This is a genomic window from Mycetocola zhadangensis (assembly GCF_003668565.1).
Taxonomy (GTDB): Bacteria; Actinomycetota; Actinomycetes; order Actinomycetales; family Microbacteriaceae; genus Mycetocola_A; species Mycetocola_A zhadangensis.
Genome location: NZ_RCWJ01000005.1, coordinates 1 through 24,931, shown reverse-complemented (window position 1 = coordinate 24,931; position 24,931 = coordinate 1). Strand labels below are relative to the sequence as shown.

The following is a 24,931-nucleotide window of genomic DNA, read 5'->3' as shown; positions in this document are numbered from 1 at the left end:
AGGGTGAATTCATGAGTATGCACGGAGGCGGTCGCGGCGGAGGAGGCGGCGGACGCCGGGGCGGGGGCGATGAAGAAGCGCAACGGGCGGTGAATGCCGAGGCGCCAAAGATTCCGCACCTGTTATCTCGGGTGATGGCGCTGTTCAGGCCGCACAAGGCGAAGATCGCACTCACGGTGGTTCTCGTGCTGATCGGCGCAGCCCTCAGCGTCATCCCACCACTGCTCGTCGAGCGGGCCTTCGATGTTGGACTATTTCCGCCCGAGGGCGGGCCGAACATGCCGGCGCTCACTCGCATCGTTGCCATTATGGTTGGAATCTTCATTCTGGCCACCGGGCTCGGAGTGTGGCAGACCTGGCTGACCGCGACGGTCGGTAACACCGTCATGGGCGAACTCCGAGTGAGTCTGTTCCGCAAGCTGCAAGCGATGGAGTTGAGCTTTTTCACCCGCACCAAAACGGGCGTGATTCAGTCCAGACTCCAGAACGACGTCGGGGGAGTGGCCGGAGCGCTCAGCAACACCATTTCCAGCGTGCTCGGCAACACCGTCACGGTGCTCGCTGCGTTCGTTGCGATGGTTCTCATCAACTGGCAGCTCACCATCGTCGCTCTCGTGCTGATGCCGATTCTCGTGATCGCGCAACGCCGCGTCGGTCAGGTGCGCGCTCGAATCGCGACCAAGACACAAGAGTCGCTGTCCGACATGACGGCGATCACCCAGGAGACGCTGAGCGTCTCGGGTGTGCTGTTGTCGAAGAGCTTCAACCAGCAGCCTGCCGAGATTTCGCGTTACAGCAGCGCAAACGAAGAACAGGTTGATCTTCAGGTCAAGCAGACGATGAGCGGGCAGTGGTTCTTTGCCATGGTCAACATCTTCCTCTCGTCGATCCCAGCCATCGTCTACCTGGTCGCCGGATTCCTCGTGACCGGCGGAGCCACCGACATCACCGCAGGCGCGATCGTCGCATTCACGACGGTGCAGTCACGGTTACTCTTCCCCCTGATGGCCCTGATGCGAGTCGGTCTCGACCTGCAAACCTCGGGTGCCCTCTTCGCGCGCATCTTCGAGTATCTGGATCTCAAACCGTCAATCTCCGATCGGCCAACAGCCGTCCCCGTCGCCCGCGACAACCCACGTCTCGGCAGTGTCGAGTTCGACGGGGTGACCTTCCGCTACCCAGATGCGACTCCGGAATCGCGCCCGACGCTCGACAATGTGTCATTCACTATTGAACCCGGTGAGTTCGCTGCATTCGTCGGGCCGAGTGGCGCGGGCAAGACCACAGTGTCGTACCTGGTTCCCCGGTTCTACGATGCGACCGGCGGCCGTGTGCTGTTCGCTGGCACGGATGTGCGCGACCTGCAGGCCGAGTCGCTCGTCTCGAACATCGGCATTGTCAGCCAGGAGACGTATCTGTTCCACGCGACGATCGCCGAGAATCTTCGCTATGCGAAACCGGATGCCACTGACCTCGAACTCGAGACAGCGGCACGTGCCGCAAACATCCACGACACGATCGCGTCGTTCGAGGACGGCTATCACACCGTGGTTGGTGAGCGCGGTTATCGCCTCTCCGGCGGTGAGAAACAGCGCATCGCGATTGCTCGCGTGATGCTCAAGGACCCCGCTGTTCTCGTGCTCGATGAGGCCACGAGTGCCCTCGATACGATCTCGGAGCGCGTCGTCCAGCGTGCGCTTGAGGCGGCATCCGCTGGTCGTACGACGATCGCGATCGCACACCGACTCTCCACAATCGTTCAGGCGGATGTCATCTTCGTGATTGAAGCGGGACGGGTCGCCGAGAAGGGCACACACTCTGAACTCCTCGCGCTCGACGGCACCTACGCGAGGATGTTTGAGGAGCAGCTCGGAAGCCGTCCGCTGGTCGACTGATCGCAGTCGGTTAGCGGTGCGCCTTGAGGACGTTGAGCACCTCACCGAGTTCAAGCAATGGGTACTCGACGATCGTCGTGCGTACCGGGTTGAGGTAGAACAGGGCATCGATCGGCATGCCGAATCGCGCAGCGACCTCAGCTGCGCATTGCCCGGATGAGCCGGGGCCGTGCTGGCCCTCTTCAGCTAGCGCGCGGTTGAGCGCTGCGCGCGTGCGACGACGACACGCCGAACAACTTCGGCCGGGTCTCGAAATACGTGTTCCTTGGTCAGGCGGACGATGCGCCATCCGTTCTCCACAAGTCGGTCAAGGCGATCGATGTCGTGTTGGATCTGCGCCGGGGTGCTCCAGTGGTGCTGGCCCTCGTACTCAATCGCGATTTTCAGATCGGGGTACGCCAGGTCCAGGCATCCGAGGAAGTTGCCTGCATCGTCATAGGCGTCGAAGTTGAGCACCGGTTCGGGCAGCCCCGCATCAACGAGGATGAGTCGTACCCACGACTCGAGCCGGGACCATGAGCCGGAGCGGACGCGCCCGACCGAGTTACGAAGCGCCTGTACGCCGGGGCGGCGGCCAGCGTCGATGGCTGCCTGGAGCTGAGCGAGGGTGGCGAGCGGGCGCTCGGAGAAAGACCTTCCGTCCGACGTGCGAGAGCAGACAATCGCGTCGCCCGCGGCAACCAAGTCATATGGAGCGAGGAGAGAGCCGAGGCTGGCCCAGGTCGAGGCCGGTGTCGTGAGCCTGAGACCATTGCGCTCGGTGACGTAGCAGAGGCGTGGATCGAGCGAGTGCCCACGGAGTCCAGTTGCTTTGGGTGCTCGTCGCGGTCGAAACACCGCGACATCGAGGACGATGTCGCGAAGTGTCGGCAGCGGCACACCCCACAGTGTTGCCGCCGTGGTGTGGCTGAAGAACTCACCCGGGCCCATTCGCGTCGAGTAGGCACGCGCCAGGCGAATCACTTCCGTGCGCATTGCCTCTGCTGCGTTCAAGCCGTTCGTCGAGACGTCGAGCGGCTTTCGCGCGAACACTCCGCGAAAGGGATGTTCCAGGTCGGGCGCGTTGAGTCGCTTCCGCCCGACGCCATAGCGGCGGGCATCGGCGATGGTGAATGCGTCAGTGAGTCCCGGTGGGAGCGGGTAAGTCCTGTTCATGCCCCCACGGTTCCACTCGGCGGCGCCTGGAGCGGCGCTGGAGCCGGATCTGTGGGCGCAAACCACCCTGTGGACAACGGTTCGGTACTGCCGCGGGGGCTTGTGTGTGGGGCAGCGTCGTGAACTTCCCCAAGGGACCGATGACGGGAGTTGTCCCGCCGGACCCGCCATTCATCGGTCCGTTACGTCGCCTCCTGGAGCGAAATGGGTACCAAGGGACCGACGAACCGGTGCGGACTGCCCGACGTGCCGTTCATCGGTCCGTTGCAACGCCTTGCGGGGCGAAAACGGGTAGTAGGGGACCGACGAACGAGGCTGGGCTGCGCGAGGTGCCGTTCATCGGTCCGTTGCGACGCCTTGCGGGCGGAAACGGTGCCGAAGGGACCGATGAACGGCGGAGGGACGGAACGCCGAGTGCATCGACAACGCAGCAGTGCCGCCCTGAACCCCGCAGTGCGCGCGGCGCTGACGGGCTGTGGCCGGCAACGTCGGCACGCGCGGTGGGAACGGGGCGAGCGCCGTAACGACGGTGCGCGCGGCACCGACGCGCTGTGGCCGGCAACGTCGGCACGCGCGGTGGGAACGGGTCTTGGACCGCAACGACGGCACGTGCGGCGCCAACGGGCTGTGGTCGGCACGCGCGGTGGGAACGGGGCGAGCGCCGCAACGTCGGCACGCGCGGTGGGAACGGGGCGAGCACCGTAACGACGGTGCGCGCGGCGCTGACGGGCCGTGGCCGGAAACGACCGCACGCGCGGTGGGAACGGGGCGTGGGCCGCAACGACGCGCCGCGTGCAGGAACGAACCAACGGGCGTTACGGCGCCGGCCGCTCCTCGAGCATCGACTCCATGAGGTCGATCTCGGAGTCCTGGCTCTTCACGACGCCATTCGCGAACGTGCGCACAGTCGAGTTCGTGCTTCGGTCGAGCACCGCCTCCGCCATGTCAATCGCACCCTGGTGGTGGGCGATCATGAGCTCGAGGAACATGCGTTCCGCCGCCACACCGCGAAGGCTCTTCAACTCGGTGATCTGCTCACTCGTCGCAAGCCCGGGCATCGGCTCACCGGGTTCGTGAGCGCTCTCGCCCGAACCGTGGTTGTGGCCATCACCCTCGAGCGTTGGCTGCATCATCCAGGTCATCTCGGGGTCAGTGCCGTGCGCGGGCAAACCCCACACCGCGAGCCAGCCCTGCATCATGCCCGACTGCGCACCCTGGGTGGTTGCGATGTCATAGGCCAGCAGCCGAACTGCGTCGTCATCGGTGAGGTCGCGAATGATCATCGAGAGCTCGACACCCTGGTTGTGGTGGGTCTGCATGTCCCTGGCGAACCCGGCTTCCGCGCTGTCCGTCGTAGGCGTCGGATCACCGAGCGTCGATAACCGACCGACGGAGAACGCGACAATTCCGACCACCACGACCGCGACGAGCGCGAGCAGCAGGAGTGCGAGAGGCGACCGGCGTCGTGAAACGGGAGCCGACGTCGAGGCGGATGCCGAAGCATCCGTCTCAAAATCGGGCGTACCGGTCGCCGTCACAATTACGCCTTGCCCGGGCCCTCAACCGCGCCGGTGCAGAGGGCACCGGGCTCGGGAACGTTCTCGCTCTTCCAGTACTCCTCGAAGAACTCGGTGATGCGCTCGTCCGAGGCGTCCTCAACCTGAAGCTGTACGTCCCAGCCGGACAGAACGATCGGAGTTGGAAGTTCTTCGAACGGAGAAAGGATGACGTAGGTGGACGGCAGCTTCTCCTTGAGCAGTTCGAGCTCTTCATCGGAGATGGACGGGTCGTATGTCACCCAGATGGCACCGTGCTCGAGCGAGTGCACGGCGTTTTCGCTCTGCTGCACCTCTGTGTAGATGCCACAGTTCAGCCAGGCCGGGTTGTGGTCGCCACCAGCTGGCGGGGTCTGCGGGTAGTCGACCGCCGTCTCGACGTGCGTGTTCGAGTTCTGGAAGGTCTCGACGCCCTCGATCTTTGCCCCGGAACCGCCGGCCTCGTAGGTCGCGTTCTTCGGAATGGTCAGCACAATGCTCGTGACGAGAAGTGCGACAACCGCGACACCACCGACGATGGCAGCGCCGATGCCGATGCGCTTGTTGCGGCGCTTCCGAGCCTGTTCCTTCTTGAAGGCCTCCACCTTGGCTGTGCGCTGTTCTGCGCGCTGCTCTTTGATGGTTTTCTGCTTCGCCGGGTTGCCGCTCTTGCTTGCGGTTTCTGCGGGGGAGTCGTCTCGGGGGGTCAACAGAGGCCTCTCGTAGGAAATTCTCGTGGGGGCAGCCTCCATGCATCCGTATGCGCCCGGGCTGTTCTTTTAGTGTATGGGGCACATCCTCACAAGATGATGTGAAGCGGATGCCGGTTCTCGCGTCGATCACGCCTGTAACGGAAGGAATGGAGCGGCTAGGCTCGAAGAGACGGCCAGAATCCGTCGAAGGGGCCGATCCGATCCGGACCGAGGCCAGCAACGCACACGCCGAACGGACGAACACGTGAAGTACGCAGAAACCATTGTCGACCTCGTCGGAAATACCCCGCTGATCAAGCTTCACAGCGTCACGGATGGCATCGCAGCCACCGTGCTCGCGAAGGTTGAGTATTTCAATCCGGGCGGCTCCATCAAGGACCGCATCGCGACGCGCATCATCGACGCTGCCGAGGCATCCGGAGATCTGAAGCCAGGCGGAACCATCGTCGAACCCACAAGCGGAAACACCGGTGTTGGCCTCGCCCTCGTTGCCCAGCAGCGCGGCTACAAGTGCATCTTCGTCGTGCCAGACAAGGTCGGCGAGGAGAAGCGCAACGTGCTCACCGCGTACGGGGCTGAGGTCGTCGTGACACCCACCTCTGTTGCGCCTGAGTCGCCCGAGTCGTATTACAGCGTCTCCGACCGGCTCGCCGCTGAAATTCCCGGTGCGTTCAAGCCCAACCAGTACTTCAACCAGAACGGCCCGCTCAGCCACTACGAGTCCACAGGACCCGAGATTTGGAACGACACGGACGGCAGTGTCACCCATGTCGTCATGGGTGTCGGCACAGGAGGGACCATCACCGGCACCGGCCGGTTCCTTCGCGAAGTGTCGAACGGCGGCGTTCGAATCATCGGCGCGGACCCTGAGGGCTCGGTCTACTCAGGCGGCACAGGGCGCCCGTACCTCGTAGAGGGTGTCGGTGAAGACATGTGGCCAGGAGCATACGACCCGGGAGTTGTTGACGAGGTCATCGCTGTTTCCGACGCCGAGTCGTTCGCCATGACCCGTCGCCTCGCTCTTGAAGAGGGGCTCCTCGTCGGAGGGTCGAGCGGAATGGCCGTCGTTGCCGCGTTGCAGGCGGCACGCTCGCTCCCAGCAGACGCCGTTGTCGTTGTTGTGCTTCCCGACGGTGGCCGGGGCTACCTGGCCAAGATCTTCAACGACCCGTGGATGCGTTCGCACGGGTTCCTCGGTTCAGGCGCCGACGACCGCACCGTCGGCGACCTCGTCCAGGCGAAGGGGACCACGGCGGCGTCGCTGCTGCACGCGCGCCCCACAGACACCCTCGCCGATGTCGCAGCACGCCTCTCAGCCAACGGCATCTCCCAGCTGCCCGTGCTCTCGGCCGAACCGCCCGTCGTTCTCGGCGAGGTGGTCGGATCCGTCTCGGAGAAGTCACTCCTCGACAGCATCCTCACCGGTTCTGCAACGCTGACGGATGCCATTTCCACGGTCACGCAGGCACCGCTCCCGATTATCGGTATCGGTGAATCGATCGAATCGGCGCGAACCGCACTGACGGCATCCGACGCTCTGCTGGTTGTTGACGGAGGAAAACCGCAGGCAGTTCTCACACGTCAGGACCTCCTGACCTTCCTGAGCGAGTAGAGAAGAGCGACCATGAGCGACAAGAAGACTCCCAAAAAGAAGCAGGGTTTCGCCACACGGGCCATCCACGCTGGCCAGAATTTTGACCCGACAACCGGCGCGGTCATTCCGCCGATCTACCAGTCGTCCACCTTCGTGCAGACGCACATCGGCGGGCTGCGCGGCGGCTACGAGTACGGGCGAGGCGGCAACCCCACCCGCAACGGCCTCGAGGAGCAGCTCGCAGCGCTCGAGGGCGGGAAACACGGCATCTCCTTCGCCTCAGGCCTCGCCGCGGAGGACGCGCTGCTGCGCGGCATCCTTTCACCGGGTGACCACGTCATCCTCGGCAACGATGCCTACGGCGGAACCTACCGCCTGATCAACAAGATCTTCGGCGCGTGGGGGGTCACACACACGGTCGTCGACATGTCGAACCTGCGCACAGTGCAGACGGCCATCACGGCGAACACGAAGGTGCTCTGGGTTGAGACGCCGTCGAACCCGCTGATGAAGATCACCGACATCGCCGAGCTGGCCGAGGTCGGGCACGCCGCCGGACTCACGGTCGTCGTCGACAACACGTTCGCGTCACCGGCGCTGCAGCAGCCGCTGACCCTGGGCGCCGACGTTGTCGTTCACTCGACAACCAAGTACCTCGGCGGTCACTCCGACGTCATCGGCGGCGCGCTGGTGATGAACGACGACGAGATCCACGAGAAGGTGCGCTTCATGCAGTTCGCTGCCGGAGCCGTGTCAGCACCGATGGACGCGTTCCTCACCAGCCGTGGCATCAAAACACTTGACGTGCGCATGCACCGCCACAGTGAGAACGCCCAGGCCATCGCCGAATACTTCGCCGGGCACCCCGCTGTCGAGACCGTGTACTACCCGGGGCTCGAGTCGCACCCCGGCCACGCGCTTGCCGCGTCCCAGATGTCACGATTCGGTGGGATGCTGTCTGTCGCCTTCACGGGCGGCGAAAAGGTGGCGAAGCGGTTCGCCGAGAAGACGCGGGTCTTCCAGCTCGCTGAATCGCTCGGCGGCATCGAGTCGCTCGTCAATTACCCGGCCGAGATGACCCACGCATCCGTCGCGGGCACCGAACTGGCCGTTCCTGCCAACGTGATCCGGCTCTCTGTCGGTCTCGAGAGCGTCGATGACCTGCTCGCCGATGTCGAGCGTGCCATCGGGAAGGCGCTCAAGAAGCGCTGACCGGCGGGAGCGGACTAGGGTCGTTCCCGTGACATCGAACGCGAAGCTTCGGGCAGGGTCCGGCAGCGAGAGGCCCGATAAGCCGCCCGGGATCTTCTCACCGCGCTACCTCTGGGTGACGATCGGTGCGTGTGCGCTGGTGTTCCTCGGCGCCTTCGAGTCGCTCGCGGTGACCACCATCATGCCGCTCGTCAGCGCGGACCTCGACGGGGCGGCGCTCTACGCGCTCGCGTTCGCCGGTCCGCTCGCGACCGGCGTCATCGGCATGGTCGTCGCTGGCAACTGGTCTGACCGCAACGGGCCCGTCGCTCCGCTCGTCAGTTCGGTGGCGATCTTCATCGCCGGGCTCTTGATCGCCGGTTTGGCCACAGACATGACGATCTTCCTGCTCGGACGCCTCGTGCAGGGCCTCGGCTCCGGTGCCATGAACGTCGCACTGTACGTTGTGGTCGCACGCATCTACCCGTCAGCGCTGCACGCCCGGATCTTCGCCGGCTTCGCGGCTGCCTGGGTCGTGCCCTCCCTCGTCGGTCCGTTCGCTGCCGGTGTTGTTGCCGAACTGACGAGCTGGCACTGGGTGTTTCTCGGCGTTGTCGCGCTTGTCCTCATCGCCATGCTGATGGTTGTACCCGCATTGCGGATGCTGCGGGGCCAGCCGACGACGGACGCCGCGTTGCGACCGGCCTGGGCGCTCGGCATGATCGCCTGGTCTGTGCTCGCAGCGGTGGCTGTGCTGAGTCTCAATCTTTCCGCCCAGCTCGACGGGCCGATGGTGGGCGTTGTCGCCGTGACGGCCGTGATTGTCGCACTCGCGGCCGTGCGGCCGTTGCTTCCCCGTGGCTCACTTCGCGCGGCTCGCGGACTGCCGAGCGTTATCCTCCTCCGCGGCCTCGTCGCCGCCGCCTTCTTCGGCGCCGAGGTGTACATCCCGTACCTGCTGAACGACCGGTACGATTTCTCCGCCGCCCTGTCCGGTCTTGCCCTCACAGGCGCCGCCCTCACCTGGGCGAGTGCGTCCTGGCTGCAGGGCAAACTCGACGATGCGCTCAGCCACGTGCGTGCCATGCGGATCGGGACCGCCCTGGTGCTCGTTGCCATCCTGACCGCCGTTGCGACGGCCGCTGCCGAGCTGTCGCCCTTGGTTGTGATCGTCGGCTGGCTCTTCGGTGGGGCCGGGATGGGACTGATGTATCCGCGGCTGAGCGTCATGACGCTGTCGTACTCGAGCGATCGAGACCAGGGTTTCAACAGCTCAGCGCTCTCGATCGGTGACTCCCTCGGAGGGGCGCTCGCACTCGCATCAACCGGTATCGTCTTCGCCGCACTCACCTGGCTCGGTGGAGCGTGGCCATTCGCCGGCTGTTTCGTGCTGGCGGCCGTTGTTGGGTGCGTGGCGATCGGCGTTGCTCCGCGGGTCGGAGACGGTGTCCGAGCCGAGGCCTGACACCGGTCGCGTGCCCCAGGCGTCGCCACCGGAGCCTCATGTGACAGGGCATGTGACGGTTGCACTTCTGTTGTCACACGACTGTCACATGCCGGGCTCCTGGGAGTGCGGTTGTCGGAACTTCCAAGAACTGCGGCGCTCAGCCCGTGCATAATTGAGCTAATCGCGCGGATGTGACCGTGCACATTAACCCAGAGGTGTTCCGGTGGCAGACAGCGACGACAGAGGCCGAGCGCCGAACATCCGCGATGTCGCGCGGCTTGCCGGGGTCAGTCACCAAACCGTCTCCAGGGTGCTCAATGACCACCCGAGCATCCGTGACTCGACGAAGCAGCGCGTCCTCGACGTCATGGCCGAGCTGCAGTATCGGCCCAACCGGGCCGCCCGCGCACTCGTGACCCATCGATCCCGAACGCTCGGGGTGCTGGCCTCGCAGCGATCGCAGTACGGGCCGTCGAGCATCATCCAGAGCATCGAAACCGCAGCACAGGATGCCGGCTACATGGTGTCAACGGCCAACATCACTGCGACCGATGAGGCCTCAATCGTCGCGGCGCTCGACCACCTCACCGCGCAGGCGATTGACGGCCTTGTCATCATCGCGCCACAGGTGCGGGTATTTCGGGCGCTGTCGAACATCGATTTGCGGGTGCCGTTCGTCACCATGAACACCAACGAGGTCGCGGACGACCACGCGATCGCTGTCGACCAGGTTGCTGGTGCCCGGCTGGCCACCCGGCATCTCATTGAGCTTGGGCACAAGCACATTTACCATCTGGCTGGGCCACAGGACTGGATGGAGGCCGAGGCGCGCATGCGTGGCTTCCTCGACGAGATGAATGCTCAGGACGTGCGTACGACAGCGCCCATCCTCGGAGACTGGTCAGCCGAGTTCGGCTACCACGCCGGCCGGGAGCTCATGCGTGTGCGCGACTTCACCGCGATCTTCTCCTCCAATGACCAAATGGCTCTCGGCCTTATCCACGCGATCCGTGATTCCGGCCACGATGTTCCCCGGGACGTCTCGATCGTGGGGTTCGACGATATCCCCGAGGCGGCGCACTTCTGGCCGCCTCTCACGACGGTGCGCCAGGACTTCCCCGAGCTTGGTCGCCGCTGCGTCGCTCAGTTGCTTGGCGAGATCAACGGCTCACCTGTCGGCTACACGGGTCGGATCCACCCGGAACTGATTGTTCGCTCGTCGACCGGGGTGCCGTCGTTTTGACCGGGGGAATCGGTCCGTTCGTGAGCGGTTATCAAATCGAGACCTTTCGACTTGACACAAGCGGCCGTCACCTGAGTAACATGTGACAGCAATGTGAACGGTCACATTGCTGAGATCGACTTCATGAAAGTCGGAGTCGATCACAGAGAACCATTACTACTTTCACGGTCACCCGCGCATCGATCTTCAATCGATGAGAGCTTGCCTTCATGGACGCAGCCTGCTCGCGCGGAACACCATCCTGTCTGGGTCACCAGGCGACAAAGACGTCCATGGCACCGATTACAGAGAGGTAAACACAGTGAAGAAAGTACTGATCGCAACACTCGCGGCCGGCGCAATGGTCGTTTCGCTCGCAGCGTGCTCATCGGGCGGCGCGGAAGGCGAAGGTGAAGGCGGAGGCGCTCTCGTCGGCGTCGCTATGCCGACCAAGTCGAGCGAACGCTGGATCCAGGACGGCGACGCCGTTAAGGAACAGCTCGAAGCTGAGGGCTTCAAGGTTGACCTGCAGTATGCAGAAGACGACATCCCCACCCAGGTTTCACAGATCGAGAACATGATCACCAAGGGCGCAGAGGCCCTGATCATCGCGTCGATCGACGGAACCACACTGACGCAGGTCCTCCAGGACGCTGCTGACGCTGAGATCCCGGTCATCGCATACGACCGCCTCATCCGTGACACCGAGAACGTCAGCTACTACGCCTCGTTCGACAACTACAAGGTCGGCGTGCAGCAGGCCAACTCGGTCCTCAACGGACTCGGCCTCGTAGACCTCGAGGGCAAGGCCGTCGATGGCGCACCCGCTGGGCCGTTCAACATCGAAATGTTCGCCGGCTCGCCCGACGACAACAACGCCACGTTCTTCTGGGAGGGCGCTCAGGACACCCTGAAGCCGTTCATCGACGCAGGCACGCTCGTCGTCAAGAGCGGCCAGACCGACTTCGAGCAGGCCGCCACCCTCCGCTGGGACGGCGAAACCGCGCAGAAGCGTATGGAGAACATCCTCACCTCGAGCTACTCCGACGGCACCAAGGTCAACGGAATCCTCTCGCCGTACGACGGCATCTCACGTGGAATCATCTCGGCTCTGACCGACGCCGGCTACACCACCGGTGAAGAATGGCCGTTCATCTCTGGCCAGGACGCTGAGCTTGACTCGGTCAAGGCCATCAACTCGGGCGAGCAGTTCGCGACCATCTTCAAGGACACGCGCAAGCTTGCAACCGCTGCCGTTGAGATGACCGTTGCTGTCCTGAACGACGAAGAGCCTGAGGTCAACAACACCGAGGACTACGACAACGGCAAGTTCGTTGTGCCGTCCTACCTCCTCGACTCGCAGATCGTTGTCAAGGACAACGTCAACGAGGTTCTGGTTGACTCCGGTTACTGGACCGCGGAAGAGATCGGCTAACACCCCTCTTTTCGACTGAGGCCGGTGAGGGAGAGCGACTCTCCCTCACCGGCACTCGAATGCAATGAAGCAGGTATCGGTATGGAAAAGGTGCGAAAGTGACCACAAACATCCTTGAGATGCGCAGCATCACCAAGACATTCCCCGGCGTGAAAGCGTTGTCGGATGTCACACTCGACGTAGGGCGCGGCACGGTCCACGCCATCTGCGGCGAAAATGGGGCGGGCAAATCCACCCTGATGAAGGTCCTCTCCGGGGTATACCCGCACGGAACGTACACGGGTGACATCGTCTTCGAGGACGAGGTCGTTGAATTCAAGGACATTCGCGACTCCGAGGCCAAGGGCATCGTCATCATCCACCAGGAGCTGGCGCTCAGCCCGTACCTCTCGATCGCCGAGAACATCTTTCTCAACAACGAGCAGACCGGCGCTCTTGGCCTGATCGACTGGAACAAGACCAATCACGAGGCAGCGAAGCTGCTCGCGCGCGTCGGCCTCAAGGAAAACCCCACGACGAAAATCCTGGACATCGGTGTCGGCAAGCAGCAGCTCGTCGAGATCGCCAAGGCCCTCTCCAAGCGGGTGAAGCTCCTCATTCTCGATGAGCCGACCGCCGCCCTCAACGATGAGGACTCGGATCACCTGCTCGACCTGATCCTGCACCTCAAGGAGCAGGGCATCACGTCGATCATCATCAGCCACAAGCTCAACGAGATCAAAAAGGTTGCAGACACCGTAACGGTGATTCGCGATGGCCAGACGATCGAGACCATCCAGAAGACGGATGTCACCGAAGAGCGCATCATCAAGGACATGGTCGGCCGTGACCTCGAGCACCGGTACCCGGACCACACTCCGAACATCGGCGAGGAGATCTTCCGGGTCGAAGACTGGACAGCGCATCACCCGCAGGATCCAACTCGGGTGATGGTCGACAACGTCAACATCGACGTTCGCGCCGGTGAGATTGTCGGGATCGCTGGACTGATGGGTGCTGGACGAACCGAGTTTGCGATGAGTCTCTTCGGTCACAGCTACGGAAGCAAGATCTCCGGCAAGGCCTTCATGCGTGGGAAAGAGATCCGCACCCGCACCGTTTCGGAAGCGATCGGCGCCGGACTGGCCTACGCCACGGAGGACCGTAAGCACTACGGACTCAACCTGCTCGAGGACATCAAGCGCAATATCGCCCTCGCATCCCTCGACAAGCTGTCGTCGAATGGCCTCGTCAACGACAACGAGGAATACAAGGTAGCGAACGACTACCGGAAGAGCATGAACATCAAGGCTCCGACCGTGCTGGCCAAAACGAGCAAACTGTCAGGCGGAAACCAGCAGAAGGTTGTGCTGTCCAAGTGGATCTACGCTGACCCGGACGTGCTCATTCTCGATGAGCCGACCCGCGGAATCGACGTCGGAGCCAAGTACGAGATCTACGCGATCATCAACGATTTGGCCGCCCAGGGCAAGGGCATCATCGTCATCTCGAGCGAGCTGCCGGAACTCCTCGGCATCTGCGACCGCATCTACGCCCTCAGCGAGGGGCGCATCACTGGGCAACTTCCGATCGAGGAAGCAAACCCGGAATCCCTTCTCAAGCTCATGACCATGGAAAAGCCGCGCTAGCGCGCCCGGCACCACCAAGGAGAACCACGACATGTCAAGCACCCAGACCCCGGCGGCCGAGGAAATCGCCGCCGGCGGACGAATCAATCCCCCTGAAAACAAATTCACCAGCTGGCTCAGCCACCTGCTCGCCGACCTCGGCAAGAACGGAATCTTCCTCGCGCTGCTCGCGGTGATCCTGTTCTTCGCTGTCGTGACGGACGGCATCCTCCTGCGCCCGCAGAACATCTCCAACCTCATCGTCCAGAACGGGTACATCCTCGTTCTGGCGATCGGCATGGTGATGATCATCATCGCGGGCCACATCGACCTCTCGGTCGGATCTGTCGCCGCATTCGTCGGTGCATGTTCCGGTGTGTTCGCCGTGACCTGGGGTCTGCCATGGTGGCTCTCCATCATCATGTCGCTCGCGATTGGCGCGCTGGTCGGAATGTGGCAGGGCTTCTGGATCGCCTACGTCGGCATACCGGCGTTCATCGTGACCCTCGCCGGCATGTTGATCTTCCGCGGTCTCGCCCTCGTCGTTCTCGGAAACGCCAACATCGGTTCATTCCCGACCGAATACCGTGCCCTCGGAAACGGCTTCCTCAACAACGTCTTCGGTGACCTCGACCTCGACCCACTCACCCTGATCGTGGCCGCCGCCGCTGTCGTCGCCCTCATCGTTGGGCAGTTCCGCACCCGTGCCGGCCGACAGAAGTACGGCCAGGACGTCGAGCCGATCGTCTGGTTCGTCGCCAAGCTCGTCCTCATCACGCTGGCCATCGGCTTCTTCGCATACGCTCTTGCCTCGTACAAGGGCATCCCTGTGACGCTGATCGTGCTGGCTGTGCTGGTCCTGATCTACGGCATCATCATGAACCGCAGTGTCTTCGGTCGCCACGTCTACGCGATCGGTGGCAACCGTCACGCTGCCGAGCTTTCAGGCATCAAGACCCGCAAGACCGACTTCCTGCTGTTCGTGAACATGGGTGTCCTCGCGGCCCTCGCCGGCCTCATCTTCACGGCTCGCCTCAACCTCGCCGGTCCGAAGGCAGGTGACGGATTCGAGCTCGAGGCCATCTCCGCAGCGTTCATCGGTGGAGCAGCTGTGCAGGGTGGAGTCGGAACCATCGGTGGCGCCATCATCGGTGGTCTGATCATCGGTGTCCTCAACAACGGAATGTCGATCCTCGGCCTCGGCATCGAGTGGCAGCAGGCCGTCAAGGGCCTCGTGCTGTTGCTCGCGGTCGCCTTCGACGTTTTCAACAAGCGTCGCTCAGGCGGCAAGTAGGCGGTGGGTTCCGGTCGCCCGCGTGAAGCGTTGGCGGCCGGGACCTTGTCCTTGGGAGAGAGAAGCGGATGCCACTGGGCGGGGACATGCCGGACGGCGCACGGTTGATCGCCGTGCTCGGCGGGCTGCCCGAGAGGGCAGGTGCTCCTGCTGTCGGCGTCGAATCGCTGATCCTCCCGTTCCAGAGCGTCGGAGACAATGTCCTCCTCGGCACGGAGTCGTCCGGCGGATTTTTTCTCCGGAAGGCAACGCTCGACCGTCGGGCGGCCGAACTGCTCGCGAGGGTTGGGTTGTCCCTGGCTCCGAGCAGCGCGGCAATTGACCTGGACCCTGTTGAGCGCCGCGCGGTTGAACTGGCTCGAGCGCTCGCGCGTTCGCCCGAGCACGTTCTGATCGATGATCGTCAGTCACGGTTCACTGTGGATGAACACCGTCGGTGGCTCGAGGTTCTCGCTCACGCGGCGAGAACGACCAGGGTTTTCGTGGCCGTCGATTCTCTACCCGACCTGCACTTCGGGGTGAGGGCGTTCGACCTCGTCGCCGTGGTTCGAAATGGGGATCTGGTCGACTGGGCTGAACCAGACGGCGCAGCGCAGCTCGCAAAATCCCTCGTCGGGAATGCCGCGTCCGCCGAGCGGCCGGTCCGCGTGCTCGGGCCGATCGTCCTCGAACTGCAGAACGTGACGGTGTGCGATCCCGTTCATCGCGAACGGGTCAGGGTTGAGAACGCATCCCTGACCGTTCGGGCCGGAGAGATCATCGGGCTCGGGGGAGCGCAGGACCTGGCCCTCGGGATCTTCGGTGCCTCCACCGGTGGGGCGGTGACGGGAACGATGTTTGTGGACGGCAACCCGGTGGACCTGTCCACGGTTGAGCGCGCGATCGCCGCTCGAGTGCTCTTCATTTCCGAGCATCCGCCCACGTATGACGTCGGCATCATCGGCGGAGTTCCGACGAGTGTTTCAGGAACGTCCCTCGCCCGGCTCGCACGACTGGGAATCATCGACAGGCGTCGTGAATACGTTCCGCGTCGGGCGCCGTCAATGCTCCTCGAGGTGATCCCCGGAGCGCCGTCCCGGCCTTCAACGTCAGATATGAACGAGGTTCTCGCCGGTTGGGCCGCGCAGCCGCCGCGCGTCGCTATCCTCACCGAACCGTTCTCCGGGCTGTCGCCGACCGAGGTGACTGAACGGCGAACCCTGATCGAGGGCCTGGCAGACGTCGGAATCGCCGTTCTCCTCGAGGCGGCGGATGCCATGCAGCTGATCGACCTGAGCGACCGGATCCTGCTGCAGGCCGGCACCCGCATTTCGACTGAACTTCGCGGGGGGAATGTGTCTGCTTTAGGCCTCGCAGCGTACCGCCTCCGCACTTATCCACAATCTGAGAATTGAGAACAACCATGACAGTACAGTCGAGCCCTTCCCGGGGTACACGCAGAACAAAGGAGTCGGCACTGTGACCGAGAAATCAGAAACACAGGAGAGCTACGTCATCGGAGTTGACTACGGCACCCTCTCCGGTCGGGCTGTTGTGGTGCGCGTTTCCGACGGTGCCGAGCTCGGCAGCGCTGTCCTCGAGTACCCGCACGCGGTCATGGACACCACACTGGCCGCAACGGGTAAGCGCCTGCCGCCGGACTGGGCTCTTCAGGTTCCGCAGGACTACGTCGATGTGCTCAAGTCCGCCGTGCCCGAGGCCGTGAAGATCGCCGGCATCGACCCCGCAGCCGTGATTGGCATCGGCACCGACTTCACCGCTTGCACAATGGTTCCCACTCTCGCTGACGGCACGCCGCTCAATGAGCTGCCCGAATACGCGGACCGTCCGCACGCCTATGTGAAGCTGTGGAAGCACCACGCCGCACAGGCGCAGGCGGACCGCATCACCGAGCTGGCGGCATCCCGGGGAGAAAGCTGGCTGCCCCGCTACGGTGGGCTGATCTCGAGCGAATGGGAATTCGCCAAGGGACTGCAGCTGCTCGAAGAGGACCCCGAGCTGTACCAGAAGATGGATCACTGGGTCGAAGCCGCCGACTGGATCGTGTGGCAGCTCACCGGAGAGTACGTGCGCAACGCGTGCACGGCCGGATACAAGGGCATCTACCAGGACGGCCAGTACCCGAGTCGGGACTACCTCGCTCTGCTCAACCCCGACTTCGCCGACTTTGTCGAGACCAAGGTTGAGCACCGGATTGGCCAGCTCGGAGACGCGGCAGGCCGACTCTCAGCCCAGGCCGCCGAATGGACAGGGCTTCGCGAGGGCATCGCCGTCGCCGTTGGCAACGTCGACGCACACGTGGCAGCTCCGGCCGCCCGCGCCGTGCAGCCGGGCCAGATGGTGGCCATCATGGGCACCTCCACCTGCCACGTGATGAACAGCGACCAACTCGTTGAGGTGCCAGGAATGTGCGGCGTCGTCGACGGCGGAATCGTCGCCGGGCTGTATGGGTACGAAGCAGGACAGTCCGGGGTTGGCGATATTTTCGCCTGGTACGTTCAGAATCAGGTGCCTTCGGGGTATTACGAGGCCGCCGAAGAGGCCGACCTCAGCATTCACCAGTACCTGACGAGCCTGATCCAGGATCAGCCGGTCGGCGGGCACGGCCTCGTCGCGCTCGACTGGCACTCCGGTAACCGCTCGGTGCTCGTCGACCACGAACTGTCAGGTGTTGTCGTCGGCACAACCCTCACCACCCGAACCGAAGAGGTCTACCGGGCGCTCTTTGAGGCCACAGCCTTCGGAACCCGTGTCATCGTCGAGACGTTCAACGCCTCGGGCGTTCCCGTCACCGAGTTCATCGTTGCCGGTGGCCTGCAGAAGAACCCGTTCCTGATGCAGACCTACTCCAACATTCTGCGAATGCCGATCTCCACCATCGCAAGCGACCAGGGGCCCGCACTCGGCTCCGCCATCCACGCGGCCGTTGCCGCCGGTGCATACGCGGACGTTCGGGCGGCAGGGGAGGTCATGGGCAAACTTCACAAAAATGTGTTCACCCCTGACGAGAAAGCCGCTGAGGCATACGACAGGCTGTTCGCCGAATACCGCGAACTGCATGACTACTTCGGTCGAGGTGGCAACGACGTGATGCACCGGTTGCGCCAGTTGAAGAGAGAGGCCCTCGCGTGAGTACCTTTGCTCCCGAAACCGAAGTCGCCATCGCGCGGGTCCGCTCTGATGTCGCTCGACTGCACGGTGAACTCGTGCGTTATGGCCTCGTCGTCTGGACGGGGGGCAACGTCTCCGGCCGCGTCCCAGGAGCGGATCTCTTCGTGATCAAACCCTCCGGCGTGAGCTACGACGACCTCGCTCCCGAGAACATGATTCTGTGCGACCTTGACGGGAACGTCATTCCCGGCACCCCGGGTTCCGATCGATCCCCGTCGAGCGATACAGCGGCGCACGCATACGTCTACCGGAATATGCCGGAGGTTGGCGGCGTGGTGCACACCCACTCCACCTACGCGGTGGCGTGGGCAGCCCGCAACGAGCCCATCCCATGTGTGATCACGGCCATGGCAGACGAGTTCGGGGACGAGATCCCGGTCGGACCGTTCGCCATCATCGGAGACGACTCGATCGGTCGCGGCATCGTCGAGACACTTCGCGGTCACCGCAGCCGAGCCGTCCTGATGGCCAACCATGGACCGTTCACCATCGGAAAGGACGCGAAAGACGCCGTCAAGGCCGCCGTCATGGTTGAGGATGTTGCACGCACCGTGCACATTTCCCGTCAACTCGGCGCTCCTGTTCCGATTCCGCAGCCCGCCATCGATTCCCTGTTCGACCGCTACCAGAACGTCTACGGACAGGCGCCGCAGGGCGCCCTCGCCGACTCTCAAGGAGACCCTCATGCCTAAACTCTCAACATCGCTCGACTCGTACGAAGTCTGGTTCCTCACCGGAAGCCAGAACCTCTACGGTGACCAGACGCTGAAGCAGGTCGCCGACCAGTCGCAGGAAATCGCGCGTGCGCTCGGCGCAGCATCCGATGTTCCGGTCAAGATCGTCTGGAAGCCGGTACTCAAGGATTCCGAGTCGATTCGTCGTGCGGCGCTCGACGCCAACGCCGACGACCGTGTCATTGGCCTCATCGCCTGGATGCACACGTTCTCGCCGGCCAAAATGTGGATTGCCGGCCTCGACGCACTGCGCAAGCCGCTGCTGCACCTGCACACCCAGGCGAACGTTGAACTGCCCTGGTCGAGCATCGACATGGACTTCATGAACCTCAACCAGGCCGCCCACGGCGACCGTGAGTTCGGTTACATCCAGACCCGCCTCGGCGTCTCACGCAAAACCGTCGTCGGCCACGTCTCGAACCCGGCCGTCACGGCGCAGGTCGGCACCTGGATGCGCGCGGCGGCCGGCTGGGCCGCTACACACGAGCTCAAACTCGCGCGCTTCGGTGACAACATGCGGTACGTCGCGGTCACCGAGGGTGACAAAACTGAGGCTGAACTGCGGTTCGGTGTTCAGGTCAACACCTGGGGAGTGAATGAACTGGCGGATGCTGTCGCTGCAGCTTCCGAGACCGACATCGATTCGCTCGTGGCTGAGTACGAAGAGCTGTACGACGTAGCGCCCGAACTTCGCAATGGTGGCGACCGCCACTCGTCCCTGCGCGACGGCGCCGCGATCGAAATCGGACTGCGGTCGTTCCTCGAAGAGGGCGGCTTCGGCGCATTTACCACCTCGTTCGAAGACCTCGGTGCACTCAAGCAGCTGCCTGGGCTCGCCGTCCAACGGCTGATGGCCGATGGGTACGGCTTCGGAGCTGAGGGTGACTGGAAGACCGCCATCCTGGTTCGAGCCGCATCGGTTATGGGTGCCGGCCTGCCCGGTGGTGCTTCGCTCATGGAGGACTACACCTACCACCTCATTCCCGGTGAGGAGCAAATCCTTGGAGCGCACATGCTCGAGGTCAGCCCAGGCCTGACATCGGCCAAGCCGACGCTCGAGATCCACCCGCTCGGCATCGGAGGCAAGGAAGACCCGGTTCGCCTGGTCTTCACCGCTGACGCCGGCCCGGCCGTCGTCGTGGCCATGAGTGACATGCGCGACCGCTTCCGTCTGGTCGCGAACGTCGTCGATGTGATCGAGCCAGCTGAAGCACTGCCCAACCTTCCGGTCGGCCGTGCGGTCTGGAAGCCGCAGCCGTCGTTCGCCACCTCGGCTGCCGCCTGGCTCACCGCTGGGGCCGCGCACCACACGGTGATGACAAACGCGGTCGGCATCGACGTGTTCCGCGACTTTGCGGAGATCGCGGGCACCGAGCTCCTCGTCATCGACAACGACACCACCCTCGATGGTTTCGCTCGCGAAGCGCGCTGGAACAACGCGTACTACCGCCTGGCCCAGGGGTTCTAACCGCAATAAATCGATAACGCGACAAGCGGATGCTGCTGACCGGCAGCATCCGCTTGTCGCGTTAAGCGTCCCTTTTCAGGTGCCGAACGCAATTTGTGTGTCGTGAGCAAAGGTCACGAAATTGTGTCGAAGCGTTGACGGCGCTCGCCAGATGTCGTTTACTCAGAGTCGAGTCATACGGTGGCGTCTCAGATTCCGCGAGAACGCGGGGTATCCGAGCACAACCGCTGGCCCCGAACGACCGGCGAATGTCGGCAACACAAGGGAGTGTTCGGTGACGGCGAATCCAACGATCCTCGAAATGAGGTCGATCACCAAGGAATTTCCGGGAGTGAAGGCGCTCTCCGAAGTCTCGATCGAGGTGAAGGCCGGCGAAATCCACGCCATCTGCGGTGAAAACGGTGCGGGGAAGTCGACGCTCATGAAGGTGCTGTCCGGTGTGTATCCGTACGGAACTTACTCGGGCGACATCATCTACCAGGGCCAGGAGATGAGGTTCAAGGACATTCGCTCGAGTGAGCACGCCGGCATCGTGATCATCCATCAGGAACTCGCGCTGATTCCCGAACTGTCGATCACCGAGAACATCTTCCTCGGCAACGAGCCGGGTCGCGGCGGGATCATCGACTGGCAAGTTGCCAAGACCGAAGCGATCGGGCTGCTCGCCAGGGTGGGCCTGTCCGATGACCCCGACACTCAGATCAAGAACATCGGCGTCGGCAAACAGCAGCTCGTTGAGATCGCCAAGGCGCTCAACAAGTCGGTCAAGCTCCTCATTCTCGATGAGCCGACTGCCGCGCTGAACGAAGCCGATTCGCAGCACCTGCTCGACCTCATTCGCGGGCTCAAAGGCAAGGGCGTCAGCTCGATCATGATTTCGCACAAACTCAACGAAATCGAAGCGGTTGCTGATTCGATCACGATCATCCGTGACGGCAAGACCATCGAGACGATCGACGTGGTGGCGAACGGCGTCAACGAAGACCGGATCATTCAGGGCATGGTTGGCCGGGTGCTGGAGAACCGCTTCCCCGAGCACGAATCGACGGTCGGCGAGGTGTTCTTCGAGGTCCGCAACTGGACGGTGCAGCATCCGTTGACGACCGAGCGTCTGGTGGTGAAGAACTCGAGTTTCACGGTTCGCCGCGGTGAGGTTGTCGGTTTCGCCGGGCTGATGGGAGCCGGACGCACCGAGTTGGCGATGAGTATCTTCGGCCGGTCATACGGAACCTACCTTTCCGGCCGCGTGTTCAAGGACGGCAAGGAGATCCAGCTTCGAAACGTGAGCGAGGCCATCGATCACGGGATCGCCTATGTCAGCGAGGACCGCAAATCGCTCGGGCTCAATCTGCTCGATGACATCAAACGCTCGATCGTCTCGGCCAAACTGTCGAAAATCTCGAAGGGCTCCGTCGTCGACAAGGTCGCTGAACACACGGTTGCTGAGCGGTTCCGCACGAGCCTGCGGATCAAGACGCCGACCGTGGACGAAGGCGTGAACAAGCTGTCAGGCGGCAACCAGCAGAAAGTGGTTTTAGCCAAGTGGATGTTCACCGATCCTGACCTGCTCATCCTCGACGAACCGACCAGAGGCATCGACGTCGGTGCCAAAACCGAGATCTACGGCATCATTCGTGATCTCGCGGCGCAGGGCAAAGGAATCATCATGATTTCATCTGAACTGCCTGAGCTCCTTGGTGTTTCGGATCGGATCTACACGATCTTCGAAGGCACCATCACCGCCGACCTGCCGAGTGCAGAGGCGGACCCGGAAACCCTGATGAAGAACATGACGTCAAAGAGGGCAGTGAGTCGATGAGCACGACAACCCAGCAGAAGCGGTCGGGTGGCCTTCGGGAACTCGGCAAAATGTTTGGCGGCGGACAGTCGAGCGGCCGGCAGGTCGGCATCCTCGGTGCGCTCGTCGTCATCGTCGTCATTTTTCAGATCGCGACCGGGGGTTTGACCCTCGACCCCACCAACCTGATCAACCTGGTCAACCAAAACGCATACGTCCTGATCCTCGCCATCGGCATGGTCATGGTGATCATCGCCGGACACATCGACCTGTCCGTCGGATCGGTTGCAGCGTTCACCGGCATCATCGTGGCGACGTCGATGAATAGCTGGAATTTGCCCTGGCCGCTCGCCATTCTTCTCGGGCTGGTCATCGGGGCGCTGATCGGTGCCTGGCAGGGCTGGTGGGTCGCATACGTCGGAGTTCCCGCCTTCATCGTGACCCTCGCCGGAATGCTCATCTTCCGCGGCGGAAACCAGTTCATCGGCAACTCGGCGACGGTTCCCGTTCCCGACGCCTTCACCATCATCGGCGGAGGCTTCCTTCCGGATTTCGGCCCGGACATCGGTTACAGCAACCCGACCCTGCTGTTGGGGCTGGCCGTCGCCGTTGTCATTGTGATTCAGGAGATTCGCGTTCGGCGCACCCAGACCCGGATGGGGTCCGAAAAAGCTCCACTCTGGGTAAGCATCGTCAAGATCGTCATCCTTCTCGGCATCGTCGTCTACGCCACGCTGCTGTTCGCCGGAGGTCGCATCGGCACAAGCTTCCCCGTCTCAGGCATCATCCTCGGGGTGCTCGTACTGGTGTACTCGTTCGTCACGCGCAACACCACCTTCGGCAGGCACATCTACGCGGTCGGCGGCAACTGGCACGCGGCCGAACTTTCCGGTGTGAAGACCAAGCGGATCAACTTCTTCGTCATGATGAACATGTCGGTCCTCGCTTCACTGGCCGGAATGATCGCGGTCGCGAGGTCCGTGGCATCCGGTCCTGGAGACGGTGTCGGTTGGGAACTGGATGCGATTGCCGCTGTCTTCATCGGTGGCGCTGCGGTTTCGGGTGGAATTGGAACCATCGTCGGGTCGATCGTCGGAGGCCTCGTGATCGCCGTGCTGAACAACGGCCTGCAGCTGCTCGGCGTCGGAGTCGACAGGGTGCAGATCATCAAGGGCCTCGTTTTGCTTCTCGCCGTTGGCATCGATGTCTACAGCAAGCGGCAGGGCAGGCCGACGCTTCGCGGACTTCTGAGGCGCAACCGCAAGAACCCCTCTCCCGGTGACCAGAACGCAGTACCGATCGAACGCCCGTCAGTCGCACCGACAGGCAGCGCGGAAGAGACCTCGCGCTCACAGTCCACTACCCCGAACTGAAAAACGGGATAGTTCCGAGTGCACACGGCACCCGGCATATCCACCAAGCACAAGGAAGTGAAACCCATGCGAAAATTTGCACTTGCCGCGTCGGCGATAGCCGTCACAGCGGCCCTGGCGGTGACGGGGTGTTCCACCAGGGGATCGTCCGGATCAGGCTCGACCGAAGAGGCGTCTGGGTTCGCGGAAGATGCCGTCATCGGTGTCGCCCTTCCGGACAAGACCTCGGAGAACTGGGTGTTGGCAGGCCAACTGTTCGAGGACGGGCTCGCCGAGGCCGGCTTTGATGGCGACGTCCAGTACGCCGCAGCGACAAACACCGTGCCGGACCAGCAGAACCAGATCTCGTCCATGGTCACCAAGGGCGCAAAGGTCATCATCATCGGGGCGAAGGACGGCGGCCAGCTGTCGAGCCAGGTGAAGGCGGCTCGCGACGCTGGGGCCATCGTGATCGCATATGACCGGTTGATCCTCAACACGGAAGATGTTGACTACTACGTCGCGTACGACAACGAAAAAGTCGGCGAACTTCAGGGGCAGGCACTTCTCGACGGAATGGCTGCCAAGAAACCGGAAGGCCCGTACAACATCGAGTTGTTCTCCGGTTCGTCTGACGACGCCAACTCAGCTGTGTTCTTTGGTGGTGCCATGAAGGTGCTGCAGCCGAAGATCGATGACGGGACGCTCAACGTGGTGTCAGGGCAAACCGACATCAAACAAACGTCGACAGCCGGATGGCTGGCCAAGAATGCGCAGGACAGGATGGACACCCTCCTGGCCGCCAACTACAGCACAGCGGAACTCGATGGGGTGCTCTCTCCCAACGACACCCTCGCCCGCGCAATCATCACCAGCGTGAAGGCCGCGGGTAAGCCGATCCCGATTGTGACAGGTCAGGACTCAGAGGTTGAATCGGTCAAGTCGATCATGGCTGGCGAGCAGTACTCGACAATCAATAAGGACACCCGTGCGCTGGTTGCCCAGGCGATCACCATGGTCCAGCAAGCGCAGAAGGGCGAAGAGATCGAGACGAATGACGACGAGTCATACGATAACGGTGTCATCGTCGTTCCTGCCTACCTCCTGCCACCGCAGATTGTGACCAAGGAGAACGCGGCTGAAGCCTATGCGAACGACCCGACACTCGAGCCGTTGACCCGGCAGTAAAGCGGCCGACGCAGCACTCGAAAGGTCGGTGGGCCAGAGTCCACCGGCCTTTCGCTGCGCCAGCGAACCCGGGCAAACTGTGATCGCTCACAATCTGATAACGGACCACAACTGAGTCATTGCGCTCGACTG

Annotated in this window: 18 protein-coding genes; 15 read left to right on the top strand and 3 right to left on the bottom strand. The window is 62.9% G+C overall.

What is annotated here, in order from left to right; all coding sequences use genetic code 11:
- The first annotated feature begins 17 nt into the window (after nucleotides 1-17).
- Nucleotides 18-1,895, top strand: coding sequence for an ABC transporter ATP-binding protein (locus tag D9V28_RS14625; RefSeq protein ID WP_121660456.1), 1,878 nt, complete (start codon nucleotides 18-20; stop codon nucleotides 1,893-1,895).
- A gap of 186 nt (nucleotides 1,896-2,081) precedes the next feature.
- On the opposite strand, the gene D9V28_RS14620 is transcribed toward D9V28_RS14625, so the two are convergent.
- The 3 genes from D9V28_RS14620 to D9V28_RS14610 form a co-directional block, all read right to left on the bottom strand.
- A complete protein-coding gene (locus D9V28_RS14620) occupies nucleotides 2,082-3,050 on the bottom strand; it encodes an endonuclease domain-containing protein (protein WP_121660455.1) in 969 nt (322 codons plus the stop codon).
- An 815-nt stretch (nucleotides 3,051-3,865) separates the two neighbouring features.
- Nucleotides 3,866-4,588, bottom strand: coding sequence for a DUF305 domain-containing protein (locus tag D9V28_RS14615; RefSeq protein WP_121660454.1), 723 nt, complete (start codon nucleotides 4,586-4,588; stop codon nucleotides 3,866-3,868).
- Between the two features lie 2 nt (nucleotides 4,589-4,590).
- Entirely contained in the window at nucleotides 4,591-5,295 is a 705-nt protein-coding gene (locus tag D9V28_RS14610) for a thioredoxin-like domain-containing protein (protein WP_229728168.1), read from the bottom strand.
- A 247-nt stretch (nucleotides 5,296-5,542) separates the two neighbouring features.
- On the opposite strand from D9V28_RS14610, the gene D9V28_RS14605 reads away from it, so the two are divergent.
- The 14 genes from D9V28_RS14605 (at nucleotide 5,543) to D9V28_RS14540 (ending at nucleotide 24,799) form a co-directional block, all read left to right on the top strand.
- Nucleotides 5,543-6,910: a cystathionine beta-synthase gene (locus tag D9V28_RS14605; RefSeq protein ID WP_121660452.1), complete on the top strand. Its 1,368-nt coding sequence runs from the start codon at nucleotides 5,543-5,545 to the stop codon at nucleotides 6,908-6,910.
- A 12-nt stretch (nucleotides 6,911-6,922) separates the two neighbouring features.
- Nucleotides 6,923-8,104: a cystathionine gamma-synthase gene (locus tag D9V28_RS14600; RefSeq protein WP_121660451.1), complete on the top strand. Its 1,182-nt coding sequence runs from the start codon at nucleotides 6,923-6,925 to the stop codon at nucleotides 8,102-8,104.
- A 28-nt stretch (nucleotides 8,105-8,132) separates the two neighbouring features.
- Nucleotides 8,133-9,548: an MFS transporter gene (locus D9V28_RS14595; protein ID WP_371870013.1), complete on the top strand. Its 1,416-nt coding sequence runs from the start codon at nucleotides 8,133-8,135 to the stop codon at nucleotides 9,546-9,548.
- Nucleotides 9,549-9,753: 205 nt separating this feature from the next.
- A complete protein-coding gene (locus D9V28_RS14590; RefSeq protein WP_121660449.1) occupies nucleotides 9,754-10,773 on the top strand; it encodes a LacI family DNA-binding transcriptional regulator in 1,020 nt (339 codons plus the stop codon).
- Between the two features lie 340 nt (nucleotides 10,774-11,113).
- Nucleotides 11,114-12,187 (top strand): multiple monosaccharide ABC transporter substrate-binding protein, encoded by a 1,074-nt coding sequence (gene chvE, locus D9V28_RS14585; protein ID WP_183086567.1) that lies wholly within the window; start codon nucleotides 11,114-11,116, stop codon nucleotides 12,185-12,187.
- Between the two features lie 98 nt (nucleotides 12,188-12,285).
- The gene (gene mmsA, locus D9V28_RS14580) at nucleotides 12,286-13,815 is read left to right on the top strand and encodes a multiple monosaccharide ABC transporter ATP-binding protein (protein ID WP_121660447.1); all 1,530 of its coding nucleotides are present in this window, start codon (nucleotides 12,286-12,288) and stop codon (nucleotides 13,813-13,815) included.
- Between the two features lie 31 nt (nucleotides 13,816-13,846).
- Complete coding sequence (mmsB, locus tag D9V28_RS14575; protein ID WP_121660446.1) at nucleotides 13,847-15,088, top strand: multiple monosaccharide ABC transporter permease; 1,242 nt, start codon at nucleotides 13,847-13,849, stop codon at nucleotides 15,086-15,088.
- Nucleotides 15,089-15,156: 68 nt separating this feature from the next.
- The gene (locus D9V28_RS14570; protein ID WP_121660445.1) at nucleotides 15,157-16,482 is read left to right on the top strand and encodes a sugar ABC transporter ATP-binding protein; all 1,326 of its coding nucleotides are present in this window, start codon (nucleotides 15,157-15,159) and stop codon (nucleotides 16,480-16,482) included.
- A 64-nt stretch (nucleotides 16,483-16,546) separates the two neighbouring features.
- Nucleotides 16,547-18,220 carry a ribulokinase gene (araB, locus tag D9V28_RS14565; RefSeq protein WP_121660444.1) on the top strand — a complete coding sequence of 558 codons (1,674 nt, stop codon included), beginning with the start codon at nucleotides 16,547-16,549 and terminating at the stop codon, nucleotides 18,218-18,220.
- Nucleotides 18,217-18,951 carry an L-ribulose-5-phosphate 4-epimerase gene (locus D9V28_RS14560; RefSeq protein ID WP_121660443.1) on the top strand — a complete coding sequence of 245 codons (735 nt, stop codon included), beginning with the start codon at nucleotides 18,217-18,219 and terminating at the stop codon, nucleotides 18,949-18,951. Before araB ends, D9V28_RS14560 begins: the two co-directional genes overlap by 4 nt.
- Nucleotides 18,944-20,461: an L-arabinose isomerase gene (gene araA / locus D9V28_RS14555; RefSeq protein ID WP_121660442.1), complete on the top strand. Its 1,518-nt coding sequence runs from the start codon at nucleotides 18,944-18,946 to the stop codon at nucleotides 20,459-20,461. The genes D9V28_RS14560 and araA overlap by 8 nt, the downstream gene beginning before the upstream one ends.
- Before the next feature lie 301 nt (nucleotides 20,462-20,762).
- Nucleotides 20,763-22,280: a multiple monosaccharide ABC transporter ATP-binding protein gene (gene mmsA, locus D9V28_RS14550; protein ID WP_188422845.1), complete on the top strand. Its 1,518-nt coding sequence runs from the start codon at nucleotides 20,763-20,765 to the stop codon at nucleotides 22,278-22,280.
- Entirely contained in the window at nucleotides 22,277-23,632 is a 1,356-nt protein-coding gene (gene mmsB / locus D9V28_RS14545; protein WP_121660440.1) for a multiple monosaccharide ABC transporter permease, read from the top strand. Before mmsA (D9V28_RS14550) ends, mmsB (D9V28_RS14545) begins: the two co-directional genes overlap by 4 nt.
- 66 nt (nucleotides 23,633-23,698) lie before the next feature.
- A complete protein-coding gene (locus tag D9V28_RS14540; protein WP_121660439.1) occupies nucleotides 23,699-24,799 on the top strand; it encodes a substrate-binding domain-containing protein in 1,101 nt (366 codons plus the stop codon).
- The last annotated feature ends 132 nt before the right edge of the window (nucleotides 24,800-24,931 follow it).